The organism is Curvibacter sp. T50 (assembly GCF_057219955.1).
This window is the reverse complement of the sequence record NZ_JBXVVU010000002.1, coordinates 376,975-403,382: the sequence shown is the minus strand read 5'-3', so window position 1 is coordinate 403,382 and position 26,408 is coordinate 376,975. Positions and strand designations below refer to the sequence as shown.

Annotated in this window: 23 protein-coding genes; 4 read left to right on the top strand and 19 right to left on the bottom strand. The window is 64.3% G+C overall.

Annotated elements, in window-relative coordinates; translation table 11 throughout:
* Position 1: 1 nt before the first annotated feature.
* The 3 genes from AC2EBU_RS11235 to AC2EBU_RS11225 are packed head-to-tail and all read right to left on the bottom strand — an operon-like array spanning position 2 to position 3,026.
* Positions 2-1,210, bottom strand: coding sequence for an FAD-binding domain-containing protein (locus AC2EBU_RS11235; protein ID WP_484610505.1), 1,209 nt, complete (start codon positions 1,208-1,210; stop codon positions 2-4).
* Complete coding sequence (locus AC2EBU_RS11230) at positions 1,207-2,793, bottom strand: cryptochrome/photolyase family protein (RefSeq protein WP_484610504.1); 1,587 nt, start codon at positions 2,791-2,793, stop codon at positions 1,207-1,209. Before AC2EBU_RS11230 ends, AC2EBU_RS11235 begins: the two co-directional genes overlap by 4 nt.
* Complete coding sequence (locus tag AC2EBU_RS11225) at positions 2,793-3,026, bottom strand: DUF2256 domain-containing protein (RefSeq protein WP_484610503.1); 234 nt, start codon at positions 3,024-3,026, stop codon at positions 2,793-2,795. Before AC2EBU_RS11225 ends, AC2EBU_RS11230 begins: the two co-directional genes overlap by 1 nt.
* A gap of 263 nt (positions 3,027-3,289) precedes the next feature.
* Between AC2EBU_RS11225 and AC2EBU_RS11220 the strand changes: the two genes are divergently transcribed.
* Positions 3,290-3,745, top strand: coding sequence for an SRPBCC family protein (locus AC2EBU_RS11220; protein ID WP_484610502.1), 456 nt, complete (start codon positions 3,290-3,292; stop codon positions 3,743-3,745).
* 63 nt (positions 3,746-3,808) lie between these two features.
* Here the strand turns inward: AC2EBU_RS11220 and AC2EBU_RS11215 are convergent, their stop codons facing one another.
* From AC2EBU_RS11215 to AC2EBU_RS11205, 3 genes are all read right to left on the bottom strand, one after another.
* The gene (locus tag AC2EBU_RS11215; RefSeq protein ID WP_484610501.1) at positions 3,809-4,402 is read right to left on the bottom strand and encodes a DUF3501 family protein; all 594 of its coding nucleotides are present in this window, start codon (positions 4,400-4,402) and stop codon (positions 3,809-3,811) included.
* A 38-nt stretch (positions 4,403-4,440) separates the two neighbouring features.
* Positions 4,441-5,790 (bottom strand): (Fe-S)-binding protein, encoded by a 1,350-nt coding sequence (locus AC2EBU_RS11210; RefSeq protein ID WP_484610500.1) that lies wholly within the window; start codon positions 5,788-5,790, stop codon positions 4,441-4,443.
* Positions 5,791-5,894: 104 nt separating this feature from the next.
* Positions 5,895-6,317 carry a rubrerythrin family protein gene (locus AC2EBU_RS11205; protein ID WP_484610499.1) on the bottom strand — a complete coding sequence of 141 codons (423 nt, stop codon included), beginning with the start codon at positions 6,315-6,317 and terminating at the stop codon, positions 5,895-5,897.
* Between the two features lie 378 nt (positions 6,318-6,695).
* Here AC2EBU_RS11205 and AC2EBU_RS11200 point away from each other — a divergent pair, with 378 nt between their 5' ends.
* The 3 genes from AC2EBU_RS11200 to AC2EBU_RS11190 all read left to right on the top strand — a co-directional run bounded on the left by AC2EBU_RS11200 (position 6,696) and on the right by AC2EBU_RS11190 (position 12,278).
* Positions 6,696-7,553, top strand: coding sequence for a PaaX family transcriptional regulator C-terminal domain-containing protein (locus AC2EBU_RS11200; protein WP_484610498.1), 858 nt, complete (start codon positions 6,696-6,698; stop codon positions 7,551-7,553).
* Entirely contained in the window at positions 7,550-9,229 is a 1,680-nt protein-coding gene (locus tag AC2EBU_RS11195) for an isovaleryl-CoA dehydrogenase (RefSeq protein ID WP_484610497.1), read from the top strand. The genes AC2EBU_RS11200 and AC2EBU_RS11195 overlap by 4 nt, the downstream gene beginning before the upstream one ends.
* Positions 9,230-9,374: 145 nt before the next feature.
* Entirely contained in the window at positions 9,375-12,278 is a 2,904-nt protein-coding gene (locus AC2EBU_RS11190) for a valine--tRNA ligase (RefSeq protein ID WP_484610496.1), read from the top strand.
* An 18-nt stretch (positions 12,279-12,296) separates the two neighbouring features.
* Here the strand turns inward: AC2EBU_RS11190 and AC2EBU_RS11185 are convergent, their stop codons facing one another.
* The 13 genes from AC2EBU_RS11185 to AC2EBU_RS11125 form a co-directional block, all read right to left on the bottom strand.
* A complete protein-coding gene (locus AC2EBU_RS11185) occupies positions 12,297-12,629 on the bottom strand; it encodes a YqjK family protein (protein ID WP_484610495.1) in 333 nt (110 codons plus the stop codon).
* Positions 12,626-13,000 carry a phage holin family protein gene (locus AC2EBU_RS11180; RefSeq protein WP_484610494.1) on the bottom strand — a complete coding sequence of 125 codons (375 nt, stop codon included), beginning with the start codon at positions 12,998-13,000 and terminating at the stop codon, positions 12,626-12,628. The genes AC2EBU_RS11185 and AC2EBU_RS11180 overlap by 4 nt, the downstream gene beginning before the upstream one ends.
* A 26-nt stretch (positions 13,001-13,026) precedes the next feature.
* Complete coding sequence (locus tag AC2EBU_RS11175) at positions 13,027-13,347, bottom strand: ElaB/YgaM/YqjD family protein (protein WP_484610493.1); 321 nt, start codon at positions 13,345-13,347, stop codon at positions 13,027-13,029.
* Between the two features lie 126 nt (positions 13,348-13,473).
* Positions 13,474-15,267 (bottom strand): aspartate--tRNA ligase, encoded by a 1,794-nt coding sequence (aspS, locus tag AC2EBU_RS11170; protein ID WP_484610492.1) that lies wholly within the window; start codon positions 15,265-15,267, stop codon positions 13,474-13,476.
* 54 nt (positions 15,268-15,321) lie between these two features.
* Positions 15,322-15,987, bottom strand: a complete 666-nt coding sequence (locus tag AC2EBU_RS11165) for a DUF502 domain-containing protein (RefSeq protein WP_484610491.1) — start codon at positions 15,985-15,987, stop codon at positions 15,322-15,324.
* Positions 15,988-16,058: 71 nt separating this feature from the next.
* Positions 16,059-16,355 carry an FmdB family zinc ribbon protein gene (locus AC2EBU_RS11160; protein WP_484610490.1) on the bottom strand — a complete coding sequence of 99 codons (297 nt, stop codon included), beginning with the start codon at positions 16,353-16,355 and terminating at the stop codon, positions 16,059-16,061.
* Positions 16,356-16,418: 63 nt separating this feature from the next.
* Entirely contained in the window at positions 16,419-17,870 is a 1,452-nt protein-coding gene (locus AC2EBU_RS11155) for a high affinity choline transporter 1 (protein ID WP_484610489.1), read from the bottom strand.
* Positions 17,871-17,907: 37 nt separating this feature from the next.
* Positions 17,908-19,473 (bottom strand): ubiquinone biosynthesis regulatory protein kinase UbiB, encoded by a 1,566-nt coding sequence (ubiB, locus tag AC2EBU_RS11150; protein WP_484610488.1) that lies wholly within the window; start codon positions 19,471-19,473, stop codon positions 17,908-17,910.
* Positions 19,470-20,012 carry a ubiquinone biosynthesis accessory factor UbiJ gene (locus tag AC2EBU_RS11145; RefSeq protein WP_484610487.1) on the bottom strand — a complete coding sequence of 181 codons (543 nt, stop codon included), beginning with the start codon at positions 20,010-20,012 and terminating at the stop codon, positions 19,470-19,472. Before AC2EBU_RS11145 ends, ubiB begins: the two co-directional genes overlap by 4 nt.
* Positions 20,013-20,077: 65 nt before the next feature.
* On the bottom strand, positions 20,078-21,067 hold the full coding sequence (locus tag AC2EBU_RS11140) for a Tim44 domain-containing protein (RefSeq protein ID WP_484610486.1): 990 nt from the start codon (positions 21,065-21,067) through the stop codon (positions 20,078-20,080).
* A gap of 34 nt (positions 21,068-21,101) precedes the next feature.
* Positions 21,102-21,833: a bifunctional demethylmenaquinone methyltransferase/2-methoxy-6-polyprenyl-1,4-benzoquinol methylase UbiE gene (gene ubiE, locus AC2EBU_RS11135; RefSeq protein ID WP_484610485.1), complete on the bottom strand. Its 732-nt coding sequence runs from the start codon at positions 21,831-21,833 to the stop codon at positions 21,102-21,104.
* 135 nt (positions 21,834-21,968) lie between these two features.
* The gene (locus tag AC2EBU_RS11130; RefSeq protein WP_484610484.1) at positions 21,969-22,382 is read right to left on the bottom strand and encodes a gamma-butyrobetaine hydroxylase family protein; all 414 of its coding nucleotides are present in this window, start codon (positions 22,380-22,382) and stop codon (positions 21,969-21,971) included.
* Positions 22,383-22,403: 21 nt separating this feature from the next.
* The gene (locus AC2EBU_RS11125) at positions 22,404-26,303 is read right to left on the bottom strand and encodes a DUF3683 domain-containing protein (protein WP_484610483.1); all 3,900 of its coding nucleotides are present in this window, start codon (positions 26,301-26,303) and stop codon (positions 22,404-22,406) included.
* Positions 26,304-26,408 lie beyond the last annotated feature (105 nt).

Here is a 26,408-nt window from a genome sequence, read left to right as displayed (position 1 = left end):
GCTATTTTTTCGGAAGCAAATCACCCACCCCCTCGGATGCAGCGGGCCGCGAAGCCTTCAGCACCCGGCTCCAGTAGGCGGAAAACGAGCGGCAGGCGGCGGCGGGTTCGGGCCAGGGCGGCAGGTCGGGCTCGGTGCACACGCGCGCCAGGGCCGGGGCCAGGTGCGGGTTGGCGCGGCCGCGCACGCGGCGGGCGGCGCCCAGCGCGGCGGCCAGGGTGTCGGCGGGCGCCAGCCAGCGCACGGGTGCCAGCGCGGCCATGCGGGTGATGACAACGTGCCAGCGCGCGGGTGACCAGTGCCAGCGGCTGTGCCAGGCGCTGTCCAGCACGGCCACCGCCTGCGTGCCGGGGGGCGCATCGGCCAGGCTCCAGGGGTGAACCAGCCACAGGTCCTGCCCGGCCACGGCGGCGGGGTCGGGCGGGCGGAACAGGTCCCGCAGCGCGGGCGGGGGCTCAGCGGTGAGCGCGGGCTCACAGACGACCGGGTGCGCGCCCGGGTGCGCGCCCGGCTCGGGGCCGGCGTCCTCAGGCCGGGTGGCCAGCGCCAGCAGGGCGTCGGGCGGCTGGTCGAGCACGGTGCCGGGGCTGTGCCAGGCGGGCGGCGCGAACAGGGCGATGTTGGCGGCGCTGGCCAGATACGGCCTGGCGCTGGCGGTGCCCGCCACCCACTGCCACGACAGGTGGTTGCTGGCCAGGTCGCCGTCCAGCAGGTGGCCGTACAGCCAGTCGGCCCCGGCGCGCCAGTGCACCTTGCGCACGTGCACGGTGTAGGCCGCCAGCCACAGCCGGGCGTGGTTGTGCAGCAGGCCGGTGGCATACAGCGTGCGCACCGCCTGGTCGACGGCGGGCACGCCGGTGGCGCCGGCACGCAGGTCGGGCGGCAGCGCGGGGGCGTAGGCGCCGTCGGGCAGCGGGCCGGGGTGGCGGCTGTCGAAGATCGCGTCGCCCAGCTGGCGCCAGGTGTGGCGGAAGTACGCGCGCCAGGCCAGCTCCAACACCAGCTTGTGCGTCAGCGGCAGGTGGTGGCGGGCGCGCAGGGTCTCGACCACCTCCGCCAACGTGAGTTGTCCGTGCGTGATCCAGGGCGACAGGCCGGTGACGGCGCCGTCCAGGTGGTTGCGGCTGGCGGCGTAGGCGGCCGGGTCAACGGCGGCCAGCCGGGCGTGAGCCGCCTGGGGCGTGAGGTCCGGCATCCGCGGGGGCGTCATGTGGGCTGCGGCCCGGCGCGCAGCCGCTCGGCCTGCGCGCGGATGGCGGCGCGCTCGCCGGCGCCCAGGCGCGCCAGGTTGCGCACCTGCATCACCGTGCGCGGGTTGGCGGCCAGCCGCGCTTCGTGGCGCTGCAGAAAGTCCCAGTACAGCACGGTGTAGGGGCAGGCCGTGGGGCCCAGGCGCTCGCGCGGGTTGAAGGCGCAGTCGCGGCAGTGGCGCCCGCCGCTCATGCGCTCGATGTACTGGCCGCTGGCGATGTAGGGTTTGCTGGCCATCAGGCCGCCGTCGGCAAACTGGCTCATGCCCACCACGTTGGGCAGCTCCACCCACTCCACCGCATCCACATACACCGCCAGAAACCAGGCCTGCACCTGGCGCGGGTCCACCCCCAGCAGCAGGGTGTACAGGCCGATCACCATCAGCCGCTGGATGTGGTGCGCGTAGCCCAGCCGCAGCGTCTGGCCCAGCGCGTCCCGCAGGCAGGCCATGGGGGTGTCGCCGGTCCAGAAGGCGGCGGGCAGGTCGGCCTGGGCTTGCAGGGCGTTGGCGCCGGCGTAGTCGGGCATGCGGGTCCAGTACAGACCCCGCACGTATTCGCGCCAGCCCAGGATCTGCCGCACAAAACCCTCGCAGCTGGCCGGCGGCACCCGGCCGGCCTGCCAGGCGACGACGGCGGCGTCCACCACCTCGCGGGCCGACAGCAGCTTGAGGTTCAGCGCCGCCGACAGGCCCGAATGCCACAGCAGCGGCTGGCCGGGCCACAGCGCGTCCTGCCAGCGCCCGAAGGCCGGCAGGCGGTGGGTGATGAAGTCGTGCAGCGCCGCCAGCGCCTGCGCGCGCGTCACCGGCCAGGCAAAGCCGTCCAGGCCGCCCGGGTGGCTGCCGAAGTGCTCGCGCACCAGCGCCAGCACCGTCAGTGTGGTGGCGTCGGGCGCAAAAAACGGGGGCGGCGGCACGGCGCCAGGGCCTGCGGCGCCGAAGGATTCGCGGTTGTCGGCGTCAAAGTTCCAGCGCCCGCCGGCGGGCTGGTCACCGTCCATCAGCACGCCGTGGCGCTGGCGCAGCGCGCGGTAGAAAAACTCCAGCCGCAGCTGTTTGCGCCCGGCCGCGTGGGCGGCAAAGTCGCGCACCGTGGCGTAGAAATGCCGGTCGTCACGCAGCGCCAGCGCCATCCCCGCCGCCCGGGCGGCGCCGCGCAGGGCCTGCAGCACCCGCCAGTCGCCGGGAGCCGTCATCACCAACGCCTGCGGGCGGTGCGCGGCGATGGCGCGGGACAGCTCCCCCGCCAGCGTGCCGGTGTTGTCCGGTGCGTCCAGCGGCGTGTAGACCAGCGGCCGCCCGGCCGCGCGCAGCTCGTCGGCAAAGTGGCGCATGGCCGACAGAAACAGCGCGATGCGCGCCTGGGCCGACCAGACGTGCGTGCTCTCTTCGCGCACCTCGGCCATCCAGACCGCGTCCTGCGCCGGGTCAAAGCCGTCCAGCGCGCTGGCGTCGTGGTTCAGCTGGTCGCCCAGCACCAGCACCAGGTGGCGCAGCGGCCGGGGAATGGGCGGCACGGGCCGGTTGGACGGGTGGTGCATCAGCGGCGGCGTCCGGGGGGCGGCGAGGGTTCGTTCGGCATGGGCGTGGCCGTGGGCGGCGCGTGCCGGCCTTTGGCGGCGCGGCGGCAGGCGTCGCTGCAGTAGAGCACGGCGTCCCAGTTTTTGGCCCAGGCCTTGCGCCAGCTCATCGGCCGGCCGCAGACGGCGCAGGGTTTGGACGGCAGCGCGGCCTTGTTGCCTTTCCAGCCGGTGTCGCTCGGGCGGCGGCTCATGGGCGGCGCCCCCCGGGACCGGCCCCGCCTGCGGACCACGGCACGCGCCCCCTCCCGCAACCATCACCGCTGGCCCTGATCAAAAAACCCTTCAGCATGGACACCGATGCTGCCACTGCACCCGTGCCCCGTCCAACCGGGCCGGAGTTCTGCTCCAAGTCGCAGGGGCTTGTCGCACAATGGCCGGCGGAAACCACCCGGATGAAATCGCCGCCCCGAGGCGCCCCACACCGCCCCGGCGCCCCGGCACAGGCCCCTACCCCATGCCCGTCGAACACCGCATCACCGTCGCCGCACCGGCCGACACCATTTTTGCCCTCTACGCCGATGTGCCCAACTGGCACACCTGGGACCCGGACACGAAGCGCGCCCGCCTGGACGGCCCGTTTGCCGTGGGCAGCCGCGGCCGCCTGACCCCGACGCAGGGCAACACCGTGCCCATGGTGCTGACCCGGGTGGTGCCGGGCCGCGCCTTCACGGCCGAATCGCGCATCCCGCTGTTTTGTATGGTGTTCGAGCATGAACTGACCCCGCTGGCCGCTGCGCAGACCGAGGTCGTCCACCGCGTTTCGTTCACCGGCCCGCTGTCGCTGCTGCTGGCCCCCCTGATGACCCGCCGCCTGAACAGCGGCCTGCCGGTGACGCTGGCTCGGCTGAAGGCGCGGGCAGAGGGCGTTGGAGCCAGGATATCAAGCCAAAGTGGCCAATACCCCGCGTAGAAAGGTTCTTTTCCGCTACGCTTATTGATTCCCCCTGACTGCTTTGCCGAGCTACAGCCCCCCTCACCCCCTCAAATCCCCCGCCAGGCTCGCCAGCCCTTCCGCGTTGATCATCAGGTGCGCCGGGTAGTGGGTGTGGTCGCAACCCAGTTTGACGGCGGCGCCGGCCTGAATGGCGGCGCGCATGGGCGGGGTGAATTCGAAGCGGACGAAGTGCACGGCGCTGGTTTTGGTGGCGTTTTCGCGCTCCAGGTCTTCGTCGGCGATGGCGTAGACGCGTTCGTACCCTTCCACCTCGACGAACAGGCGGTCTTCCACGCCGATCAGGCGGGCGAGTTCGCGCTGGCGCTCGGTCACGTCGGGGTACTCGATCATCATCGTGGCTTTCCAGTTGCTGCCGTCGGGCACCAGCGGGGCGTAGGCGTCGATCTCCTGCTGGATGCCCTCTTCTTCGAAGATTTTTTCAATGCGCAGCATTTCCTGGATCTGGTAGCGCATGGTGCGCTCGCTCTCAAACTGCAGCGTGATGTGCTCGCCCAGGTGCACGGTGCGCTGTTTGCGGTGGGCGATCAGCTCGGCTTTGTGCAGCTTGCGCCATTTGCTGTAGGCCTCCAGGCTCATGAGGCTGTCGGGGGTGATGTGGCCGGTGCAGAGCATGGCGGGGTCCTTTGCGGGGTGTCGAGGGGAAGTGGGGTTCATTCCAGCCCGTAGGCTTTGCGCACCAGGGTGAGGGGGTGGCTCAGCGGCGGGCTGCCCAGGCCGTTGACTTCGAAGCCCTGGGCGATGTGGTGGCCGCCCAGCGGGCAGTCGGAGCTGATGTGGTCAGGCGCGCCGCCGTCCTTGTGGGCGGCCATGGCCTTGAAGACGGGTTTGCCGATTTTCAGGGCCTGCTGGTGGCTGCCTTTCTTGACGCCGAAGGTTCCGGCATGGCCGGAGCAGCGCTCGGTGGTCTGCACGCTGGTGCCGGGGATCATCTTGAGCATTTCTTCGGTTTTCCGGCCGATGTTCTGCACCCGGCCATGGCAGGGCACCTGGTAGCTGACCTTGCCCAGCGGCTGGGGAAACTCGGTCTTGAGCAGGCCGTCGCGTTTGCGGGCCATGAAGTACTCGAACGGGTCCCAGACATGCTCCTTGACCAGCTGCGTGTCGGCGCAGTCAGGGAACATGAGCGGGATTTCCTGCTTGAACATGAGCGCGCAGCTGGGCACGGCGGCCAGGATGGCAAAGCCGTCTTTGGCGTATTTCGCCAGCACGGGGATGTTGGCTTCCTTGGCGGCGCGCACGGCCTCCAGGTCGCCCAGCTCCAGCTTGGGCATGCCGCAGCAGCGCTCTTTCTCGACCAGGGTGTAGGGGATGGCGTTGTGGTCGAGGATTTTCAGCAGGTCCAGGCCGATGCCGGGCTCGTTGTAGTTGATGTAGCAGGTGGAGAAGATGGCCACCTTGCCGGGGGTGCGCTCGCCGTTGACCACGGCGCTGGCGGCGGCAGCGGGCGCGGCAGACCGGAATTTGCGCGTGGCCAGCGACGGAAGCCACGCGTTTTTGTCCACGCCCAGCAGGTTTTCCATCGCGCCGCGGGCCACCTGGGTGCGGTTGACGGCGTTGGCCACCTGCACCACCACGGGGATGCCGGCAAAGCTGCCGTGCACGTCGGTGGAGGCCAGAAACTGCTCGGCCTTGCCGACCTTGCCCTGGCGGAACTTGATGGCCTTGGCGCGCAGCATGGTGTGGGGGAAGTCCAGGTTCCAGGCGTGCGGCGGCGTGTAGGGACACTTGGTCATGTAGCACAGGTCACACAGGTAACACTGGTCCACCACTTTCCAGTAGTCGGCCTTGGCGACCCCGTCCATCTCCAGCGTGGGGCTGTTGTCCACCAGGTCGAACAGGGTGGGAAAGCTGCCGCACAGGCTGACGCAGCGGCGGCAGCCGTGGCAGATGTCGAAGATGCGCTCCAGCTCGGTAAAGCAGGCGGATTCGTCGTAGAAGGCGGGGTTTTGCCAGTCCAGCGGATGGCGCGTGGGCGCCTCCAGATTGCCTTCGCGGGTCATGGGGTCGGTCTCCTCTGGTGGGTTTGGCCCAGGGTCCGGCGTGTGGCCAGGCCCTGGGCCAAACGCCCGGCCGGGCGGCCGGGCGGTGGCGAGGGGCGAACGCTTCAGTCCACCAGCTCGTTCAGGGCCTTCTGGTAGCGGTTGGCGTGGGAACGCTCGGCCTTGGCCAGGGTTTCGAACCAGTCGGCAATTTCGTCAAAACCTTCCTCGCGGGCGGTCTTGGCCATGCCGGGGTACATGTCGGTGTACTCGTGCGTCTCGCCGGCGACGGCGGCAGCCAGGTTCTGGCGGGTGCTGCCGATGGGCAGGCCGGTGGCCGGGTCGCCGGATTGCTCCAGAAACTCCAGGTGGCCGTGCGCGTGGCCGGTTTCGCCTTCGGCGGTCGAGCGGAACAGCGCCGCCACATCGTTCTGGCCTTCGACGTCGGCCTTGTTCGCGAAGTACAGGTAACGGCGGTTGGCCTGTGATTCGCCGGCGAAGGCGTCTTTCAGGTGCTGCTCGGTGCGGGAGCCTTTGAGTGTGGGCATGGCGATCTCCTCATCGTGGGGTGGAACGGGGTGTTGCGTTACGGGGGCCAGCGGCGAAGGCTGGTCCCGGCGCTCCGCCAGCGTAGGCGCCAGCGCCTGCACAGTCCAATGAATGGCGTCAATCTCGCCGATGAAATAAAGCTATGGCGATGCGGGAATGCAGCAGCAGGCCGTGGCCCTTGCCAGGTGTTGTCGGGAGAGTCCGAAATACTCTGATTTCAATAGCATAAATCGACCTTTTTACGCTGGGTATCGCCACTTTTCGCCAAAATTCGACCGCCCCAGCCCTTTTTCACGCGCCCCGGTCTGGCGGTAAAGCGTCAGACAATCTTTATTACAGATATTGCAAACGCTCGCGACCAAACGTAATATTCCGCCATGAACGTCAGTCCGCGCGCGCTGATCCTGAACCTCCTGCTGGGGGCCGGCGGCGCGCCCCTGGGCGCGCGCGAGGCGGTGGCCGCCTGCGCGCTGATGGGCGTGCAGGAAGGCAGCACCCGGGTGGCGCTGGCGCGCCTGGTGGCTGCCGGCATGCTGCAACCGGGCGGACGCGGGCTGTACACACTGGGCGCCGCCGCGCAACCCCTGGCGGCCGATGTCGCCACCTGGCGGGCCGGCGAGCAGCGGGTGCGCCCCTGGCTTGGCGACTGGGTGGCCGTACACGCCGGAGCGCTGGGACGCAGCGACCGCGCCGCGCTACGCAGCCGCGAACGGGCGCTGGACCTGCTGGGCCTGGCCGAGCTGGAGCGCGGCCTGTACCTGCGCCCGGACAACCTGGCCGGTGGCGTGGCCGGCGTGCGCGCGCGCCTGGCCAGCCTGTGCCCGAATTCGGACCTGACGGTATTTGTTGCCCGCGATCTGGGCCCCACCCGCGAGCGTGACGCCCACGGCCTGTGGGATGGCGCCGGCCTGAACCATGCCTACGCCGAACGCACCGACCGGCTGGACCGGTGGCTTGCCGGCGCTGGCTCGCTGTCGCTCGATGAAGCGGCCCGCGAATCGCTGGTCATGGGCCACGACGCCATCCACGCGCTGGTGTTCGACCCACTGCTACCCGAACCCATGGTGAACACCACCGCCCGCGCCGCCTTTGCCGACGCCGTGCGCCGCTTCGACGCGGCCGGGCAACTTATCTGGAAGCAGTTTCTGGCCGGCTCGCGGCGCACGCCGCCGAGCGGTCCAGCCGCCGCCCAACTGGCCACCCCCCACCCCGCTGATCTGGAGACTCTGCCATGAACGCCCCCGAAACCCTGCCGCGCGACACCCTGTATCTGGCCCAGACCCACGAGGTGAGCAACGTCTCGCGCGAACTGGTGGACTACAACCCCTTCACGCAGGACGCCGCCCTGGTGGAAGGGGTGGCGCGCGAAGGCGCCGGCTGGGCGCAGGAGTCGCTCACCGCCTTCGGGCAGCTCACCGGCTCGGCCGACTACATCGAACTCGGCGCGCTGGCCAACCGCCACCCGCCCGAATTCGACACCCACGACCGCTTCGGCAACCGGGTCGATCTGGTGCGCTTCCACCCGAGCTACCACCGGCTGATGCAGACCGCCATCGAGCACGGCCTGCACGCCTCGCCCTGGACCGACCCCAAGCCCGGCGCCCACGTGGCCCGCGCCGCCCGCACCTACCTGCAGACCCAGGTGGAGGCCGGCCACGGCTGCCCGATCACGATGACGTTTGCGGCCATCCCGGCGCTGCGCCACACGCCTGCGCTGGGCGCCCTGTGGGAGCCGAAGATCACCGCCCGGGTGTACGACCCGCGCAACGTGCCCGATGCGCAAAAAGCCGGCCTGACCATCGGCATGGCGATGACCGAGAAACAGGGCGGCTCGGACGTGCGGGCCAACAGCACCCGCGCCTACCCGGTGGGCCTGGAAGGCCCGGGCCAGGCCTACGAGCTGGTGGGCCACAAGTATTTCGTCTCGGCCCCGATGTGTGACGCCTTCCTGGTGCTGGCGCAGGCGCCGGGCGGACTCTCCTGCTTTCTGCTGCCGCGCTGGCGGCCGGACGGCACCAAGAACCCGCTGCAGGTGCTGCGCCTGAAACGCAAGATGGGGAACGTGTCGAACGCGTCCAGCGAGACCGAGCTGCGCGGCGCGCTGGCCTGGATGGTGGGTGAGGAAGGCCGCGGCGTGCGCACCATCATCGACATGGTGGCCATGACACGCTTCGACTGCATGATCGGCTCCAGTGCCGGGCAACGGGCAGCCGTGGCGCAGGCGCTGCACCACTGCTCGATCCGCTCGGCCTTCGGCCGGGTGCTGAACGAACAGCCGCTGATGCAGAACGTGCTGGCCGACCTGGTGCTGGAGCACGAAGGATCGCTGGCGCTGACGCTGCGCATGGCCCGTGCGATGGACCACCGCGACGACCCGCACGAAGACCTGCTGGTGCGCCTGGTCACCGCCGTGGGCAAATACTGGATCTGCAAGCGCACCCCGAACCACGCCTACGAGGCGATGGAGTGCATCGGCGGCAGCGGCGTGATGGAAGACAGCCCCTTCCCGCGGCTGTTCCGAGAGTCGCCCGTCAACGCCATCTGGGAAGGCAGCGGCAACGTGCAGTGCCTGGACGTGCTGCGCGCGATGCAGAAAACCCCCGCCGTGGTCGACGCCTTCTTCCGCGAGGTGGGACAGGCGCGCGGCGCCAACGCGGCGCTGGACGGCTGGGTGGCGGCGCTGAAGAAGGAGTTCCGCGACCTGTCGGACCTGGAATACCGCGCCCGCGGTGTCGTGGACCACATGGCGCTGGCCATCCAGGCGGCGCTGCTGGTGCAGCACGCGCCGGCGGCCGTGGCGGATGCGTTCTGTGCCTCGCGCCTGGGCGGCGAGGGCCACCGCAATTACGGCAGCCTGCCCCGGGGGGTGGACTGCGCGGCCATCATCGCGCGGGCGACGCCGCGCGCCTGAAGCGGCCGTCCGCCAAACACCCCGGCATCGCATAAAATTGACCGATCTCCACCCCGCCTGGACCGGCGGGGCAACGGCATCCCGACGGATGCCGTTGTTCATTCCGCGATACCGCCCCAACGGGCGATCCCTATTGAGCGACCCCATGAGCGACACCCTCCAGCAGCCCGGCCTGCAATCCCTGTCCAAATCGTTCGAGCCCGCCGCGCTGGAAGCGCACTGGGGCCCTGAATGGGAAAAGCGCGGCTACGGCGTCGCGGGTTTCCGCGGCACCTCGGCACCCAGCGCCGAAGCAGCGGCGGCGGGCCGGAACTTTGCCATCCAGCTGCCGCCGCCCAACGTGACCGGCACGCTGCACATGGGCCATGCGTTCAACCAGACCATCATGGACAGCCTGACCCGCTACCACCGCATGATGGGCTTCAACACCGCGTGGATTCCCGGTACCGACCACGCCGGCATCGCCACGCAGATCGTGGTGGAGCGCCAGCTGCAGGAAAAAGGCATCAGCCGCCACGACATGGGCCCGACACCCGCCGAGGCACGCAAGAACTTCGTCGCCAAGGTGTGGGAGTGGAAGGAGCAATCGGGCAACACCATCACCTCGCAGATGCGCCGCATGGGCGACAGCGTGGACTGGAGCCGCGAATACTTCACCATGGACGAGAAGCTCTCGGGTGTGGTCACCGACACCTTCGTGAAGCTGTACGAGCAGGGCCTGATCTACCGCGGCAAACGCCTGGTGAACTGGGACCCGGTGCTGATGTCCGCCGTGTCCGACCTCGAGGTGGAGAGCGAGGAGGAAGACGGCCACCTGTGGCACATCCAGTACCCGCTGGTGGACGGCTCCGGCCACCTGACCGTGGCCACCACCCGCCCGGAAACGCTGCTGGGCGACGTGGCCGTGATGGTGCACCCGGAGGATGAGCGCTACGCACACCTGATCGGCCACTATGTGCGGCTGCCCCTGTGTGACCGTGAAATCCCGGTGATTGCCGACGAGTATGTGGACCGGACCTTCGGCACCGGCGTGGTGAAGGTCACGCCGGCGCACGACGCCAACGACTACGCGGTGGGCCAGCGGCATCAGCTGCCGATCATCGGTGTGCTGCACCTCAATGCGACCATCAACGACAACGCCCCGCAAAAATACCGCGGCCTGGACCGCTTTGTCGCCCGCAAGCAGGTGGTGGCGGACCTCGAAGCCGCCGGTCTGCTGGCCGAGGTCAAGAAGCACAAACTGATGGTGCCGCGCTGCGCCCGCACCGGCCAGGTGATCGAGCCCATGCTGACCGACCAGTGGTTTGTGGCGATGACCAAGGTGTCCGACCAGGACCCGATCGGAAAAAGCATCACGCAGAAAGCCATCGACGCCGTGGCCAGCGGCCAGGTGCGCTTCGTGCCGGAAAACTGGGTGAACACCTACAACCAGTGGATGAACAACATCCAGGACTGGTGCATCAGCCGCCAGCTGTGGTGGGGCCACCAGATTCCGGCCTGGTACGACGAGCAAGGCCAGGTCTATGTGGCCCGCACCGAAGCCGAGGCGCAGGTGCTGGCGGGCGCGGGCAAGACACTGACCCGTGACCCGGATGTGCTGGACACCTGGTACTCGTCGGCGCTGGTGCCTTTCAGCACCATGGGCTGGCCTGGCCAGGGTGACAAGGCAACCGACGACTACAACCTCTACCTGCCCAGCAGTGTGCTGGTCACGGGCTACGACATCATCTTCTTCTGGGTGGCCCGGATGATCATGATGACCACCCACTTCACCGGCCGCGTGCCGTTCCGCGACGTCTACATCCACGGCCTGGTGCGCGACGCCCAGGGCCAGAAGATGAGCAAGTCGGAAGGCAACGTGCTCGACCCGGTGGACCTGATCGACGGCATTGCCCTGCCGCCGCTGCTGGACAAGCGCACCACCGGCCTGCGCAAGCCGGAAACCGCGCCGAAGGTGCGCAAGCAGACCGAAAAGGAATTCCCCGATGGCATTCCGGCTTATGGCGCGGACGCACTGCGCTTCACCTTTGCGGCGCTGGCCTCGCTGGGGCGCAGCATCAACTTCGACAGCAAACGCTGCGAGGGCTACCGCAATTTCTGCAACAAGCTGTGGAACGCCACGCGTTTTGTGCTGATGAACTGCGAAGGCCAGGACTGTGGCCTGTCCGACCACAGCGCCGACGCCTGTGTGCCCGGCGGCGGCTATCTCGACTTCTCCCAGGCCGACCGCTGGATCGTCTCGCGCCTGCAGCGGGTGGAAGCCGAAGTGGCCAAGGGCTTTGCCGAGTACCGCCTGGACAACGTGGCCAACGCCATCTACGACTTCGTCTGGAACGAGTTCTGCGACTGGTACCTGGAAATCGCCAAGGTGCAGATCAACACCGGCAATGACGAACAGAAACGCGGCACCCGCCGCACGCTGATCCGCACGCTGGAAACCATCCTGCGGCTCGCCCACCCGATCACGCCCTTCATCACCGAGGAGCTCTGGCAGAAGGTGGCCCCGGTGGCCGGACGCGCCGGTGCCTCGGTGAGCGTCGCGGCCTATCCGGTGAGCCAGCCCGAACGCGTTGACGAGGCCGCCGAAGCCCATGTGGCCCGGCTCAAGACCCTGGTCGATGCCTGCCGCAACCTGCGCGGCGAGATGAACGTGTCGCCCGCCACCCGGCTGCCGCTGTATGCCGTGGGCGACGCCGCGTTCATGCGCATGGCCGGGCCGGTGCTGCAGGCACTGGCCAAACTCAGCGAAGTCCGGGTGTTCGACGACGAAGCGAGCTGGGTCGCGGCCGCCCAGACGGCACCGGTCGCCGTGGTGGGCGACACCCGGCTGTGCCTGTTCATCGAAATCGACGTGGCGGCAGAAAAAGTCCGCCTGGGCAAGGAAGCGGCCCGTCTGGAAGGCGAAATTGCCAAGGCCGGCGGCAAACTGGCCAACGAGGCCTTTGTGGCCAAGGCACCGGCGGCGGTGCTGGAACAGGAGAGAAAGCGCCTGGCCGACTTCACGGCCACGCTGGCGAAGATTCGCGATCAGCTGGCACGGTTGGGCTGAAGCCTCGGCGGGGCTTGCTCACCCGCGCAGCACGATCATCATGCGGCTCACCGTGGGCCGCAACCGGCTCCACCAGCGCCACGCCGTCCAGGCCCGAGCCGGCCAGGTGACAAGCCGCCGGGGCCTCCAGATCACCAGCACGGAAACGGCAACCACCACAACCAGCGGATGGTCTCGCACCCAGAGGCCCGCAAGGCGCACCCCGTCCGCGATCGCCAATGGGGTTGCCAGAACCTCCGATTGCCTGGCCAACTCGCCGCGCAATTGCGCCGACTGCGCGGTCAGTTCCACCCGGCGCCGGGCCAGCCGATCACGGGTTGACTCGTGGATTGGTGACGCCGGCGAAGTCATGGTTCGAGCTTGGTGCGGTCTTTCTGAAGCTCGCGGATACTCTCGGCAAACAGGCGCGAACCTTGTCGCACCCGATCCCGCGCAACCCAGGCCGCCACGATGCCTCCACTGACAAAAAGTGTGGCGAATACCGCCAGCGCCAGCAAGCGGTGCGAGTCCCACAACAGCACGGTCAGGAAGATGGCAAGAAAAGCCACCCCGACACTGAGCATGGTGAGGGCAATCGCCCCATAAAGCAGGATTTCGCCGAGCCGAAGTGCCTCTTCGCGGGCTTCGACGGACAGGAGTTCGAGGCGAACCTGGGCCAGACCCAGCAAAGTCGCCGCCAGGCCCCTCAAAGACCTGGCCAGTGGCGGCGGCTGTTCCGACACTCAATGACCTGACTGGACAGCGCCGTTCACCGACGCCCGATCAGCAGTCCGACAATCAACCCCACCCCGGCGGCCGCGCCAATGGCTTTCCAGGGGTGCTCGTGCACATAGTCATCGGTGGCGCGAGCGACTTCGCGGGTCTTGGCCCGGATCGCCGCTTCCGCATCGGCCAGTTTGTATCGGGCTTCCTTCAGGTTCAGGGCCACGCGCTCGCGCAATTCAGCCACTTTGCCTTCGGTTTGATGTGCGGTGGCTGCAAGCAGTTCCTCGGCGTCGGCAATGACGAGTTTGAGGTCGGCAACCAGCTTTTCCTTGCTGGCCAGATTGGTTTCGTTGACAGTGTTCATGGCTTTTTCCCTCCGGCTGAAAATGGATGACGCAAACATTTTGGCAGCAAACCGCGTCGCCACACGCATCTCCCCAAAAGAAAAAAGGTGCTTGTGAAGCACCTTTTTTCTCTGGAACCAGCGGTTTCAGCTGGCCACAGGATTGCGCAGGCGGATATGCAATTCGCGCAGTTGCTTTTCGTCCACCAGGCTGGGGGCCTGGGTCAGCAGACACTGGGCGCGCTGGGTCTTGGGGAAGGCGATGACGTCCCGAATGGATTCGGCCCCGGTCATGAGGGTGACGATGCGGTCCAGCCCGAAAGCCAGGCCACCATGGGGCGGCGCACCGTACTGCAAGGCATCCAAGAGGAAGCCGAATTTGATCTTGGCCTCATCCGGAGTGATCTTGAGTGCGTCAAACACCTTTTGCTGCACATCCGCGCGGTGGATACGTACTGAGCCACCACCGATCTCCCAGCCATTGAGCACCATGTCGTAGCCTTTGGCGATGCAGCGCTCGGGTGCGGTCACCATCCAGTCTTCATGACCATCTTTGGGCGCTGTGAACGGGTGATGCACGGCCGTGTAGCGCTGGGCCTCTTCGTCAAACTCGAACATCGGGAAGTCAACCACCCACAGTGGCGCCCAACGGTCCTCGAAAAGCCCCGTCTTGCGGGCAAACGCGCTGTGTCCAATTTTCAGTCGCAGCGCACCAATGGCGTCGTTGACCACTTTGGCCTTGTCGGCGCCAAAGAACAGGATGTCGCCATCTTGCGCGCCGGTCCGCTTGAGGATTTCCGCCACAGCCGCGTCGTGCAGGTTTTTGACAATCGGGGACTGGAGACCGTCACGCCCCTTGGCGGCTTCGTTGACCTTGATCCAGGCAAGCCCCTTCGCACCGTAGATCTTGACAAATTCGGTGTATCCGTCGATTTCGCCTCGGCTCATCTCGGCACCGCCCGGCACCCGCAATGCAACCACACGCCCGCCCTTGTTGGTGGCCGGGCCGGAGAAGACCTTGAAATCAACGTCGGCCATCACGTCGGTCAGTTCGGCAAACTCCAGCTTCACACGAAGGTCTGGCTTGTCGGAGCCGAAGCGGTGCATGGCCTCGGCATACGCCATCACGGGGAATGCCCCCAGATCGACGTTCAGCGTCTTGAGAAAAACCTTCTTGATCATCGCCTGGAACAGGTCACGGATGTCCTGCTCGCCCAGGAAAGACGTCTCGATGTCAATCTGCGTGAACTCCGGCTGCCGATCGGCGCGAAGGTCCTCGTCACGGAAACACTTGGTGATCTGGTAATACCGGTCAAAGCCAGCAACCATCAACAACTGCTTGAACAACTGAGGCGATTGCGGCAGGGCAAAAAACTGTCCGTCATGAACCCGACTGGGAACGAGATAGTCTCGAGCGCCTTCCGGCGTGCTTTTTGTCAGCATGGGCGTTTCGATGTCGACGAAGCCGTTCTCGTCGAGAAACTTGCGCACCTCCATCGCCACCTTGTAGCGAAGCATGAGGTTGTTCTGCATGTAGGGGCGACGCAGGTCCAGAACCCGATGGGTCAGGCGGGTGGTCTCACTCAGATTGTCGTCGTCGAGCAGGAAAGGCGGTGTTACCGACGGGTTGAGAACCGTCAATTCGTGGCAAAGCACTTCGATCTTGCCACTCTTGAGCTGGTCATTGGTTGTCCCGTCAGGACGTGCGCGAACAAGCCCTTTCACCTGCACACAAAACTCGTTGCGCAAGCCTTCTGCCGCAGCAAACATCTCGGGGCGATCCGGATCGCAGACGATCTGGACCGAACCCTCACGATCACGCAGATCGACAAAAATGACGCCGCCATGATCCCGGCGCCGGTTGACCCAGCCACACAGCGTTACCGACTGGCCAAGGAGCTGTTCGGTTACCAGACCACAGTATTGGGAGCGCATCGACATAGAGGTTCTTTCTCGCGGGATGCCGGCGCCAACGGCGCTGGCCTTGAAGTTTTTTCAGTTCAACGGGACGGGCAAAGGCTTGGCCGCCTCGGCGTGCCGCGGCACAGGGGCCACGACGCCCATCGAAATGACGTACTTGAGCGCCTCATCGACCGTCATCTTCAGTTCGATCACGTCGGCTTTGGGCAGCATCAGGAAAAATCCGGACGTCGGGTTCGGCGTCGTCGGAACATACACACTGACAAATTCGCCTGTCAGGTGCGTTGCCACTTCGCCGGAGGGCCGACCCGTCAGGAATGCGATGGTCCACGCGCCTTGGCGGGGGTACTGCACCAGCAAGGCTTTGGAGAAAGCGTGTCCGTTGCCGGAAAACAGCGTGTCGGCAACCTGTTTGACGCCGGTGTAGATGCTCCGCACAAACGGAATGCGGTTCATCAAACCATCCCACTGGCGGACCCACCATTGACCAAACATGTTGGCAACGAATACACCGGTGGCGAAAACAACCACGGCAACCAAAATGACCCCCAGGCCAGGAATGCGGCGCAACGGCCCGGTCAACGAGCTGAGTCCCGGCGCCACCGCATCGGCAGCCGCGAGCAAGGCCAGAAAGATCCCGTCGAGCAGGCCCATGAGCCACAACAGGATCCAGACCGTCACGCCCATGGGCAGCCACACCAGCAGCCCGGTGACAAAGTATTGCTGGATGCGTCGCTTCATGTGAGCGTTGGTTGGAGGGGCTGAAACACTGGAGGCGCAGACAGGCCATCAGGCCGTGCGCAGGAGAGGACTCAATGGCAGCTGCACGATCCGCCACACGGGCTCGCTGCCGCGGCGGCGGCCGGCTCGGCCGCCGGTTTTTCGGTCGCTGCGGCGGCGGCACCAGCCGTGGCGCCGGAAGCGCCGGCGCCACGGAAGTCTGTGGCATACCAGCCGTTTCCCTTGAGTTGGAAACCGGCTGCGGTCAGTTGCTTCTTGAACGTGCTGGCGCCGCAGGCCGGACATTCCGACAGGGGTGCGTCAGAGACTTTTTGCAAGACGTCCTTGGCATGTCCACAGGAGTCACACTTGTAGGCGTATATAGGCACGGCGCAACGACCATAGTTCGGGAAAACCTGCAATTATAAGCGCCTGGCCCGTTGCCTGAGAGTTCAGTGGGTGTGCGCCCGCGCAATCGGATGGCCCTTGGGAGCAATGAGTTGCGGTGCGAGCGAACCAATCACCATCAGGATCACGGAGGCTGCCAGTCCGATCAGGTTGGCGGGAACGAGGGCATCAGCAGCCACGTTTTGCGCGATCAACCAGGTCCCCACGCCACCAACCGCCGAGAACAGGGCGCCTTGTGTGGTGGCTCGCCGCCAATAGGCGCCAGCCAGCAAGGGGATGAACGCACCGGCCAGCGTCACGTTGTAGGCGTTCTGAACCATCTCGTACATGGTGCTCTTGCTGTTCAGGGCAAAGAGCAAGGCGCAGGCCGTGAACGTCACCAGAACGATGCGCAAAGTCAGCAAGAATTGCTTGTCACCCATGCGCGGGGAAAGCGGGCGCAGCACGTTTTCCGTGAACAGAGACGTCGGTGCAAGCAATGCGCCACTGGCGGTCGACAGAATGGCAGACAGTAATGCGCCAAAAAACATCACCTGAGCCCACAGGGGCATCTTTCCAAGAACCATGTCAGGCAACACCCGCTGGATTTCCCTGGCATCGTCGGATCCGAACAAGGCGGCAAGGTTGGAATCGGCAACCACTGCCGCATAGGCAATGAAGATCGGGACGAAGGCGAACACGAAGTACAGAAGACCTCCGATGAGGGTTCCTCGGACGGCGGTGTTTTCGTCTTTGGCACTGGTCATGCGCTGGAAAACATCCTGCTGGGGAATTGACCCGAAGGCAAAGGCAAAAAACGCTCCGGCCATGGCCCACCAGCCTGCAGCGTCGGAGGGGAAGAACTGGAACTTGCCTTCCGCTGCCGCCTGGGAGATCACCTTGGATGCCCCGCCGGCGAGATCACCCACCAGCACCGCCACCAACGTCAGGCCGATGACAATCACGATCGTCTGCAACAGGTCGGTGAACGCAATTGACCACATGCCGCCGAATATGGTGTAGACCAGTACGACTGCCGCGCCGATAAGGATGGCGTGGTTGAGCTCGAGGGCACCTCCGCTCAGGGTGTAGATGACCAATCCCAGCGCAGTCAACTGCGCCGATGTCCATCCGAGGTAGGAGACAACGATGGCGACACTGGTCACCACCTCGACGCTTTTGCCGTAGCGCTGCTTGTAAAAATCGCCAATCGTCAGCAGATTCATCCGGTAGAAAAGACGGGCAAACAGCAACGCCGCCAGAACCAGGCAGACCGAGGCACCGAACGGGTCTCCCGGAATACCGGACAGGCCGTCACGGGCAAAGGTCGCGGAGACCGACAACACGGTTTCCGCCCCGAACCAGGTCGCAAACACCGTCGCCACATTCATGTACAGGGGCAGACTGCGTCCTGCAACCATGTAGTCTTTGGACGAATGCACCCTGCGGGCCGCAAGCAAGCCGATGGTGATGGTAACGGCCAGATACGCAACGACAAACACAATCAAGGCATTCACGGGGCAGCGCTCCTCAAGTTGGCGGGTGGGCGAAATTTTAGAAAAATCGAATGCGGATCAGCCATTGCATTGCCAGCAAGCCGAGGGTAAATCCCAACCCCCCATAAATGACGGCTTGCAGCAGTCGATTGGTTCTTCTCTGTTCAGCGATCAACTGGGCAACTTCACGGCCCGATGCGAACGCACCGTGCTGCAACTGCTGATGAAGGAGCCGGGGCAACTCGGGAAGCAGCTTGGCGTACCGCGGAGCCTGGGCCTTGAGTTCATCCAGAAACTTCTGAGGGCCCAGTTGTTCCAGCATCCACTTTTCCAGAAAAGGCTTGGCCGTACTCCACAGGTCCAGCTCCGGATCAAGTTGGCGGCCCAACCCCTCGATGTTGAGCAAGGTTTTCTGCAACAGCACCAGTTGCGGCTGGATCTCGACATGGAAGCGCCGGGACGTCTGAAAAAGTCGCATGAGCACCATGCCGAGCGAAATCTCGCGCAATGGTCGATCGAAATACGGCTCGCAGACACTTCGAATGGCCGATTCGAGCTCATCCACCCGGGTCTCGGCGGGCACCCAGCCGGATTCAATGTGCAGCTCCGCCACCCTTTTGTAGTCGCGGCGAAAGAACGCCGTGAAATTCTGGGCCAAGTATTCCTTGTCGAACTCCGTCAATGTTCCCACGATGCCGAAGTCAAGCGAAATGAAACGCCCGAAACTGGACGGATCAATACTGACCTGAATATTGCCCGGATGCATGTCGGCATGGAAAAAGCCATCCCGAAAGACCTGGGTGAAAAAAATCGTGACGCCGTCGCGCGCAAGTTTCGGAATGTCCACTCCCGCGTCGCGCAAGCGCTGGGTCTGGCTGATGGGAATACCCACCATCCGTTCCATCACGATCACTTCGGAGTGGCAATAGTCCCAGTGCATTTCGGGAATCAGGACCAGATCCAAGCCTTGCATATTGCGCCGCAACTGGGCCGCGCTGGATGCCTCTCGGATCAGATCGAGTTCGTCATGCAGATACTTGTCAAATTCCGCAACCACTTCGCGTGGTTTCAGGCGTTTTCCATCAGCGGACAGCCCTTCGACCCACGAGGCCATCATCCGCATCAGGGCGAGGTCCTTTTCGATGATCCCCAGCATTCCGGGGCGCAAGACCTTGACGGCAACGTCCCGAAGTCTCCCGTCCCGAGAGCGGAGGGTGGCAAAGTGGACCTGCGCGATGGACGCACTGGCCACGGGCACCCGGTCAAAGCTGGCAAACACCTCTGCGACCGACCGCGAGAAGGCCCGCTCGATGGTTGCTACCGCGATGTCCGAGCTGAATGGGGGCACCCGGTCCTGCAGCTTGGCCAGTTCAGCGGCAATATCGGGGGGCAGCAAGTCTTGGCGGGTTGAAAGTACCTGCCCGAACTTGACAAAAATCGGCCCCAGTTGTTCGAGTGCCTCGCGAAGGCGCTCCCCGCGAGGGGCATCCAGCTTGCGTCCAAGCGTCAGAATCCGTGCCAGACGCCGAATCCATGCCTGCGGCACATTGCTGAGCACCAGCTCATCAAGGCCGAACCTCAGGACCACCCACAAAATGAAGATGCCCCGCACAAGCCGATTCATGAGCCCGCTTTCGTGCTGCCCCGGGGAGTACGGACAAAATCTCGAACAGCCCTGGCCACCGCTCGCCCCAGTTCTCCCAGGGTATGGGCCGGCACATCGCCGATCAGGCGCGAAAGATCTTCTTCAAGATCCCAGCGCAAATGATCCACCAACCAATTGATTTCGGCCGCGAGTTGAACATCGCCTTCCACATGAACCGCAGGCTTATCACCATCGAACAGTTTGCGCGCCAACTGCAACGGGTCGGCTTCGGTCACGGTCAGTCTCAAGTCGACAACAGACGCCTGGTCTGAATGCTCCAAAAGGCCGGCTGCGGTTGGTCTGAGCGAGAACTCGATCGATTGCCAACGCACCAGCACGCACTTGCCGGACTGCCGGGCCAGTCGCTGTTGCGCCGCGGGCTCCTGCTGGATCACGTGGTTGAGCAGGAGAATAAGGCGGTTGCGAATCTCGTCCGTTACCCAATTGGGAGGGCGAAGCCCAGAGACCAGTTCGGTAGCCGCCTGAAACACCCAAGAAAAAGGGGACTGTGTTGCCATAGTCCCCGATTATTCCTGCAATTGCGGCAATGCCCAGCGCGCCGGGCGACTGCTGAGCGAGGCGCTTACTGCAAAGCCTGAACGCCAGCCACCAGCCACCCGCCTGAACCATCCTTCGGTTTGGTCATATTCCAGACCTCACGGAAGGGGCTCGGACCCGCCGACGGGTCTTCGCGGATCATGCCGTTGAACTCGACACTGGCCATGTACTCGCCGGACGAATCCGATATGCCAAGCAGTTGAGCCTCCAGCATGACCACCTCGGTTCGGTTCGGTTGTCCGGGAGCCTGTTTCTCCCGCTCCGACAGCTGAGCGCGAATCTCTTCCAGCATGGAATCGGTCATCATGGCACGCAGTGTCGCGATATCGGCCCGATCCCAGGCGTCCTGAAGCGTCACAAAATTACGCTTCGCTGCCGTGACGAAGCCCGCTGTATCGAAGTCCGCCGGGACGCCCCACGCCTGAGAGCCCCCAAGACCGGAACCAATGAGGGAGCCGCCGGTCTGCGGCGCATATCGGGAGGCATCGAAACTGGTGCTGCTGCGCTCCCACGGGCGGGCTGACGCGTCATTGCCCACATGCTCCGGGCTGTAGCTGCGGGGTACAGCACCGGCCGGAGCACCACCCGCACCCTGCAAGGCCAGTCCCTGCGGAGAGGCCGCATTGCGCCGTGACCGCAGGATCATGCCAACCACCACCATCACTACCAGACCTAGCAAAAGGAACAGCAGAATCTGCCCGAACGCCTCGCCGAAACCCAGCGAACTGGCCAGCCAGGCCAGTCCGAGACCGGCGGCCAGACCGCCGAGCATGGCACCCCAAGGCTTCTTGGGTGCGGCAGCGGCCGCGCCGGCCGCCGCCGGCGAGCCAGCGGCTGCGCTCGTACCTGCGTTCTGCGTCGGCGTCGCCGGAGGTGTCTTGACGGCTTCGCGCTGGGTCACATTACTCGATTGCTGACCGACGGACTTGCCGCCACCGAGCCGTTTGGCGGCCGACGCGTCCATGGCCCCAAAAACCATGACACCGGCAAGAATGATTGAGAACAGGCCCTTCATGACGCCTCCTTTGATGAATTGAAAACAGAATCCCTCAGCACCGAATTCCAACATGCAAGGCCACAACCCCGCCTGTGAGGTTGTGAAAATCCACATGTCCGAATCCCGCTTCTTTCATAAGGGCTTTGAGCTCTTCCTGCCCGGGATGCATCCGAATCGACTCCGCGAGGTACCGGTAGCTCGCATCATCACCGGCGACCAGCTTGCCCAGCCGCGGCAGGACCTGAAACGAGTACCAGTCATAGGGCTTGGCCAGTGGTGCGGCCACTTTGGAGAACTCCAGTACCAAGAGCTTGCCGCCAGGTTTGATAACCCGGCACATCTCGCGCAGCGCCCTGTCCTTGTGGGTCATGTTGCGCAATCCAAAAGCAACCGTCACGACATCGAAATGGGCATCGGGAAACGGCAGTTTTTCGGCATCGCATACCAGGCTGGACAAAACAACGCCCGCGTCCAGCAGACGATCGCGCCCGGTTCGCAACATGGCTTCATTGATGTCGGTGTGCACAACCTGTCCGGACGGACCGACCTTGCGAGCAAAGGCTTCGGACAGATCTCCGGTTCCGCCGGCGATGTCGAGTACGGCTTGCCCGGGCTGAACATGGGCCACACTCACCGCGTAGGCCTTCCACAGGCGATGCAGGCCCAATGACATCAGGTCGTTCATCACGTCGTACCGGGATGCCACCGAGTCAAACACCCCCCTCACTCGACGCGCTTTGTCGGCTTCGTCGACCGTCTGAAAACCAAAATGGGTCGTGCTCATGCTTCGATCCTATTCGGGCAGCGCCGCCAAAGGCTCATCACCCTGTCGCCAGGCATACTTTTTGTTGCAATATGCGCAAAAATCACCTGAACCCAATGTAAAAAGGTCGTTTATTGCTATGTTTTCGATAGCGTTTCAATGGCTGGAGCACCCATGGCCCGCCTTTAGCGTCATTGGGGCATCGCGATCCATCCCGGCGGCCGCCAGGCGCTCAAAATATTCCTGCCACAACTCCCGCTCCCTTGAACCAAGGAAGTACAGGTATTCCCAGGTAAAGATGCCGGTGTCGTGGCCATCGGAAAAGGTCGGCTGAATGGCGTAATTGCCCACCGCTTCAACTGCGGTCACACCGACATCGCGCTTTCCGGTCTGCAGGGTTTCCTGGCCTGGCCCATGGCCTTGAACCTCGGCCGATGGGGAATAGACACGCATCAATTCGAACGGAATACGAAACCGAGCGCCGTCGGCGAACGCGATTTCCAGCACGCGGGATTGGGCATGAACGGTGAGGGCTTCGGGTACCGGACCGGGGTTGCGAGCAGTTGACACGAACAAACTCCGAAATCAGGATCAGACAAGGACACGTTCGATGCCGCCATCATTGGCGGCAGCAACAAAATCGGGCATCCAGCGGGGCCCCAGAAGCTGGTTGGCCATCTCGACAACAATGTAATCCGCCTCCAGCAGGCCGCTGTTCAGGTCGTCGCGGTATCGGCTGAGCCCCTGCAGGCAACTCGGGCACGAAGTCAGTATCTTCATGTTGGCGCCGGGCGCCAGAGCACCCTCCGAACGCAGCGATGCCTCACTCTTGCGGATTTCTTCCTCTTTGCGGAACCGGACCTGGGTCGAAATGTCGGGCCGGGTGACGCCCAGCGTGCCCGACTCACCGCAACAACGCTTGCTTTCGACCACCCCCTCGCCGACCAGGGCTTTGACGGTCTTCATCGGGTCCTGCTGCTTCATCGGGCTGTGACAGGGGTCATGGTACAGATAGGCTCCCTGCCCCGCCGGTAGCGTGATGCCTTTTTCCAGGAGGTACTCATGGATGTCGACAATGCGACATCCCGGGAAGATTTCCTCGAACTTGTACCCTTGCAGCTGGTCAAAGCAGGTGCCACAGCTCACCACCACGGTCTTGATATCGAGGTAATTGAGCGTGTTGGCCACCCGATGGAACAGGACCCTGTTGTCCGTAATGATCTTCTCGGCTTTTTCGAATTGCCCCGAGCCGCGCTGGGGGTAGCCGCAACAGAGATAGCCCGGCGGCAGCACAGTCTGAACACCAGCGTGCCAAAGCATGGCCTGAGTTGCCAGACCGACCTGGCTGAACAGTCGCTCCGATCCACACCCGGGAAAATAGAAGACGGCCTCTGTCTCGGAGGTCGTGGCCTGCGGGTTGCGGATGATAGGAACGTAGTCTTTGTCTTCGATATCCAGCAATGCTCGCGCTGTCTTGCTTGGCAAGCCAGCCGGCATCTTCTTGTTGATGAAGTGGATGACCTGTTCCTTTACGGGTGCCGGACCGAGCGTGGCTGGCGGCACGGACGTCTGCTTGCGCGCCAGCCGCTGCAGCAAATCGTTGGCAACCCGCTGAACCTTGAAACCCACGTCCACCATGACGGTACGCATCAGTTTGACCGTCTCGGGTCGGGTGGCATTGAGAAAGAACATGGCCGCCGCATTGCCGGGCCGGAAACTTTTCTGCCCCATTTTGCGCAGCAAGTTGCGCATGTTCATGGTCACATCGCCGAAGTCAATCTTGACCGGACACGGCGTGTAGCACTTGTGGCAGACCGTGCAATGGTCAGCCACATCCTCGAATTCGTGCCAGTGCTGAACGCTGATACCCCGCCGCGTCTGCTCCTCATAAAGGAACGCCTCTATCAACAGGGACGTTGCCAGAATCTTGTTGCGCGGGCTGTAAAGCAGATTGGCACGAGGCACATGCGTCGCACAGACGGGCTTGCACTTTCCGCAGCGCAGGCAGTCTTTCACCGAGTCGGCAATCGCGCCGATATCGCTTTGCTGCATGATCAAAGACTCGTGGCCCATCAGGCCAAAACTTGGCGTGTAGGCATGCGCAAGATCCGGGCGGCGCAGCGACACATCCTGCACGAGCGCGGGCATGGCGCTCACGTCGCGCAACAGTTTGCCTTTGTTGAAGCGCCCATGGGGGTCGACCAGGGCCTTGTAACGGGCAAACGGCGCAAGTTCCTCATCGGTGAGGAATTCCAGTTTGGTGATGCCAATGCCGTGCTCACCAGAAATCACACCGTCCAGGCTGCGCGCAAGGGTCATGATGCGCGCCACCGCCTCGTGGGCCGTTTGCAACATCTCGTAGTCGTCGCTGTTGACCGGGATATTGGTGTGCACATTGCCGTCGCCGGCGTGCATGTGCAAGGCCACCCAAACCCGCCCCTTGAGCACCTGCCGGTGAATGACCAGGCATTCTGCGAGGACAGGGCCGAACGCGCCTCCGGAGAAAATCTGTTCCAGCGGGGCAAGCAACTGCGCCTTCCAGCTGGCCCGCAGGCGATGGTCTTGCAACTGCGGAAAAAGGATCTCCACTTCGCGCAGCCAGCCGCTCCATTGCTCACGAACCTGTTCGACAAGGTTCAGAGCCTGTTGCACGCGGTCTTCCAGCAGCTCCGCGCTCGGAATTTCGCTGGCGTAGTCGGTTTTCCCCAGAGGCAGGTTGCCACGGCGGAAAAAATCATCCAGCGCATCGCACAGACGAATCTTGTTGCGTAGGGACAGCTCGATATTGATGCGTTCGATACCAAGGGTGTATTCGCCCATTCGCGGCAGCGGAATCACCACGTCTTCATTGATCTTGAAGGCGTTGGTGTGGCGGGAAATGGCCGCCGTTCGTTTGCGGTCAAGCCAGAATTTCTTGCGCGCTTCGGGGCTGATGGCGACAAATCCTTCGCCACTGCGGGAGTTGGCGATGCGGATGGCTTCACTGGTGGCACGGGCAACCGCGTCGGCGTCATCGCCAACGATGTCACCGATCAGCACCATCTTGGGCAGGCCGCCGTTGCCCTTCTTGCTTTTGGTCGCATAACCGACGGCCTTCAGATAACGATCATCAAGGTGTTCCAGGCCGGCCAGCAGCGTCCCCGAACGTTTCTGTTCGGCAAACATGAAGTCTTTGATTTCGACGATCGAAGGCACCGCGTCCTTCGGATTGCCGAAGAACTCAAGACAGACCGTACGTGCGTGTTCCGGCATGCGGTGAACCAGCCACCGCGCGCTCGTAATGAGGCCGTCACAGCCTTCTTTCTGGATTCCGGGCAAGCCACTGAGAAACTTGTCGGTAACGTCCTTTCCCAAACCTTCCTTGCGGAACGTATGACCCGCAATATCCAGTCGCTCGGAACGAATCATCGTGCGTCCGTCCGCCTGGAAATACGTCAATTCGAATCGGGCCACCTCGGCATCATGAATTTTGCCGAGGTTGTGGTCCAAACGTTTCACCTCCAGCCATTGGGCGTCCGGGGTCACCATGCGCCAGCTGATCAGGTTGTCGAGAGCGGTACCCCAAAGTACCGCCTTCTTGCCACCCGCATTCATCGCAATGTTGCCACCGATACAGGAAGCCTCCGCGCTGGTCGGGTCCACTGCAAACACAAAACCGGCTCGCTCGGCAGCATCGGCCACCCGCTGGGTGACCACCCCCGCTTCAGTCCACACCGTAGGCAATGGTTCAGCATGGCCTGGCACGGCAACCCATTCGACCTCGGTCATGGATTCGAGCTTCTCCGTGTTGATGACAGCACTTCTCCACGTCAGCGGGACGGCGCCTCCCGTATACCCTGTGCCACCTCCGCGAGGAATGATCGTCAGATCGAGCTCGATGCAACCCTGCACCAGCGCAGCCAACTCCGCTTCGCTGTCCGGCGTCAGCACCACAAAGGGGTACTCCACGCGCCAGTCCGTGGCGTCCGTGACATGCGAGACCCGCGAAAGCCCATCAAACTTGATGTTGTCCGATGAGGTCAGGCGCCGAAGTGCCCGCCTGGCGCGTTCGCGCAACGCACCCATTTCATCGAATGAGCGGGCAAAACGCTCTACTGCGGATCGCGCGGCATCGAGCAGCTCTCCCACCAGGGCATCACGAGACGGGTCGTCCTGCGGGGTGCGCCGTTTCTGCACTTCGCTGAGCCGGTGCTGCAAGGCATCGACCAACTGGCGTCGGCGACGCGGGGTCTCCAGCAGGTCGTCCTGCAGGTAGGGATTGCGTTGCACGACCCAGATGTCACCCAGAACCTCGTACAGCATCCGGGCAGACCGCCCGGTCCGCCGCTCCCCACGCAACTCGTTCAGCAGTGCCCAGGCATGCGTGCCAAGGAGCCGGATCACGATCTCCCGGTCAGAGAAAGAGGTGTAGTTGTACGGGATCTCCCGCAACCGGAGCGCGCCGGTTGCGGTTGCCGATCCAGATTGATCGAGCGAAATGGGAGCATTCATCAGTGGGACACCGGGGCAATGGCCCGGTCAGGGAGTCAGGTCGCGACCGGACATGGATGGTACCGCAGTGCAGCATAGTCGGGCAGGGACAAGGGTCACACGCAC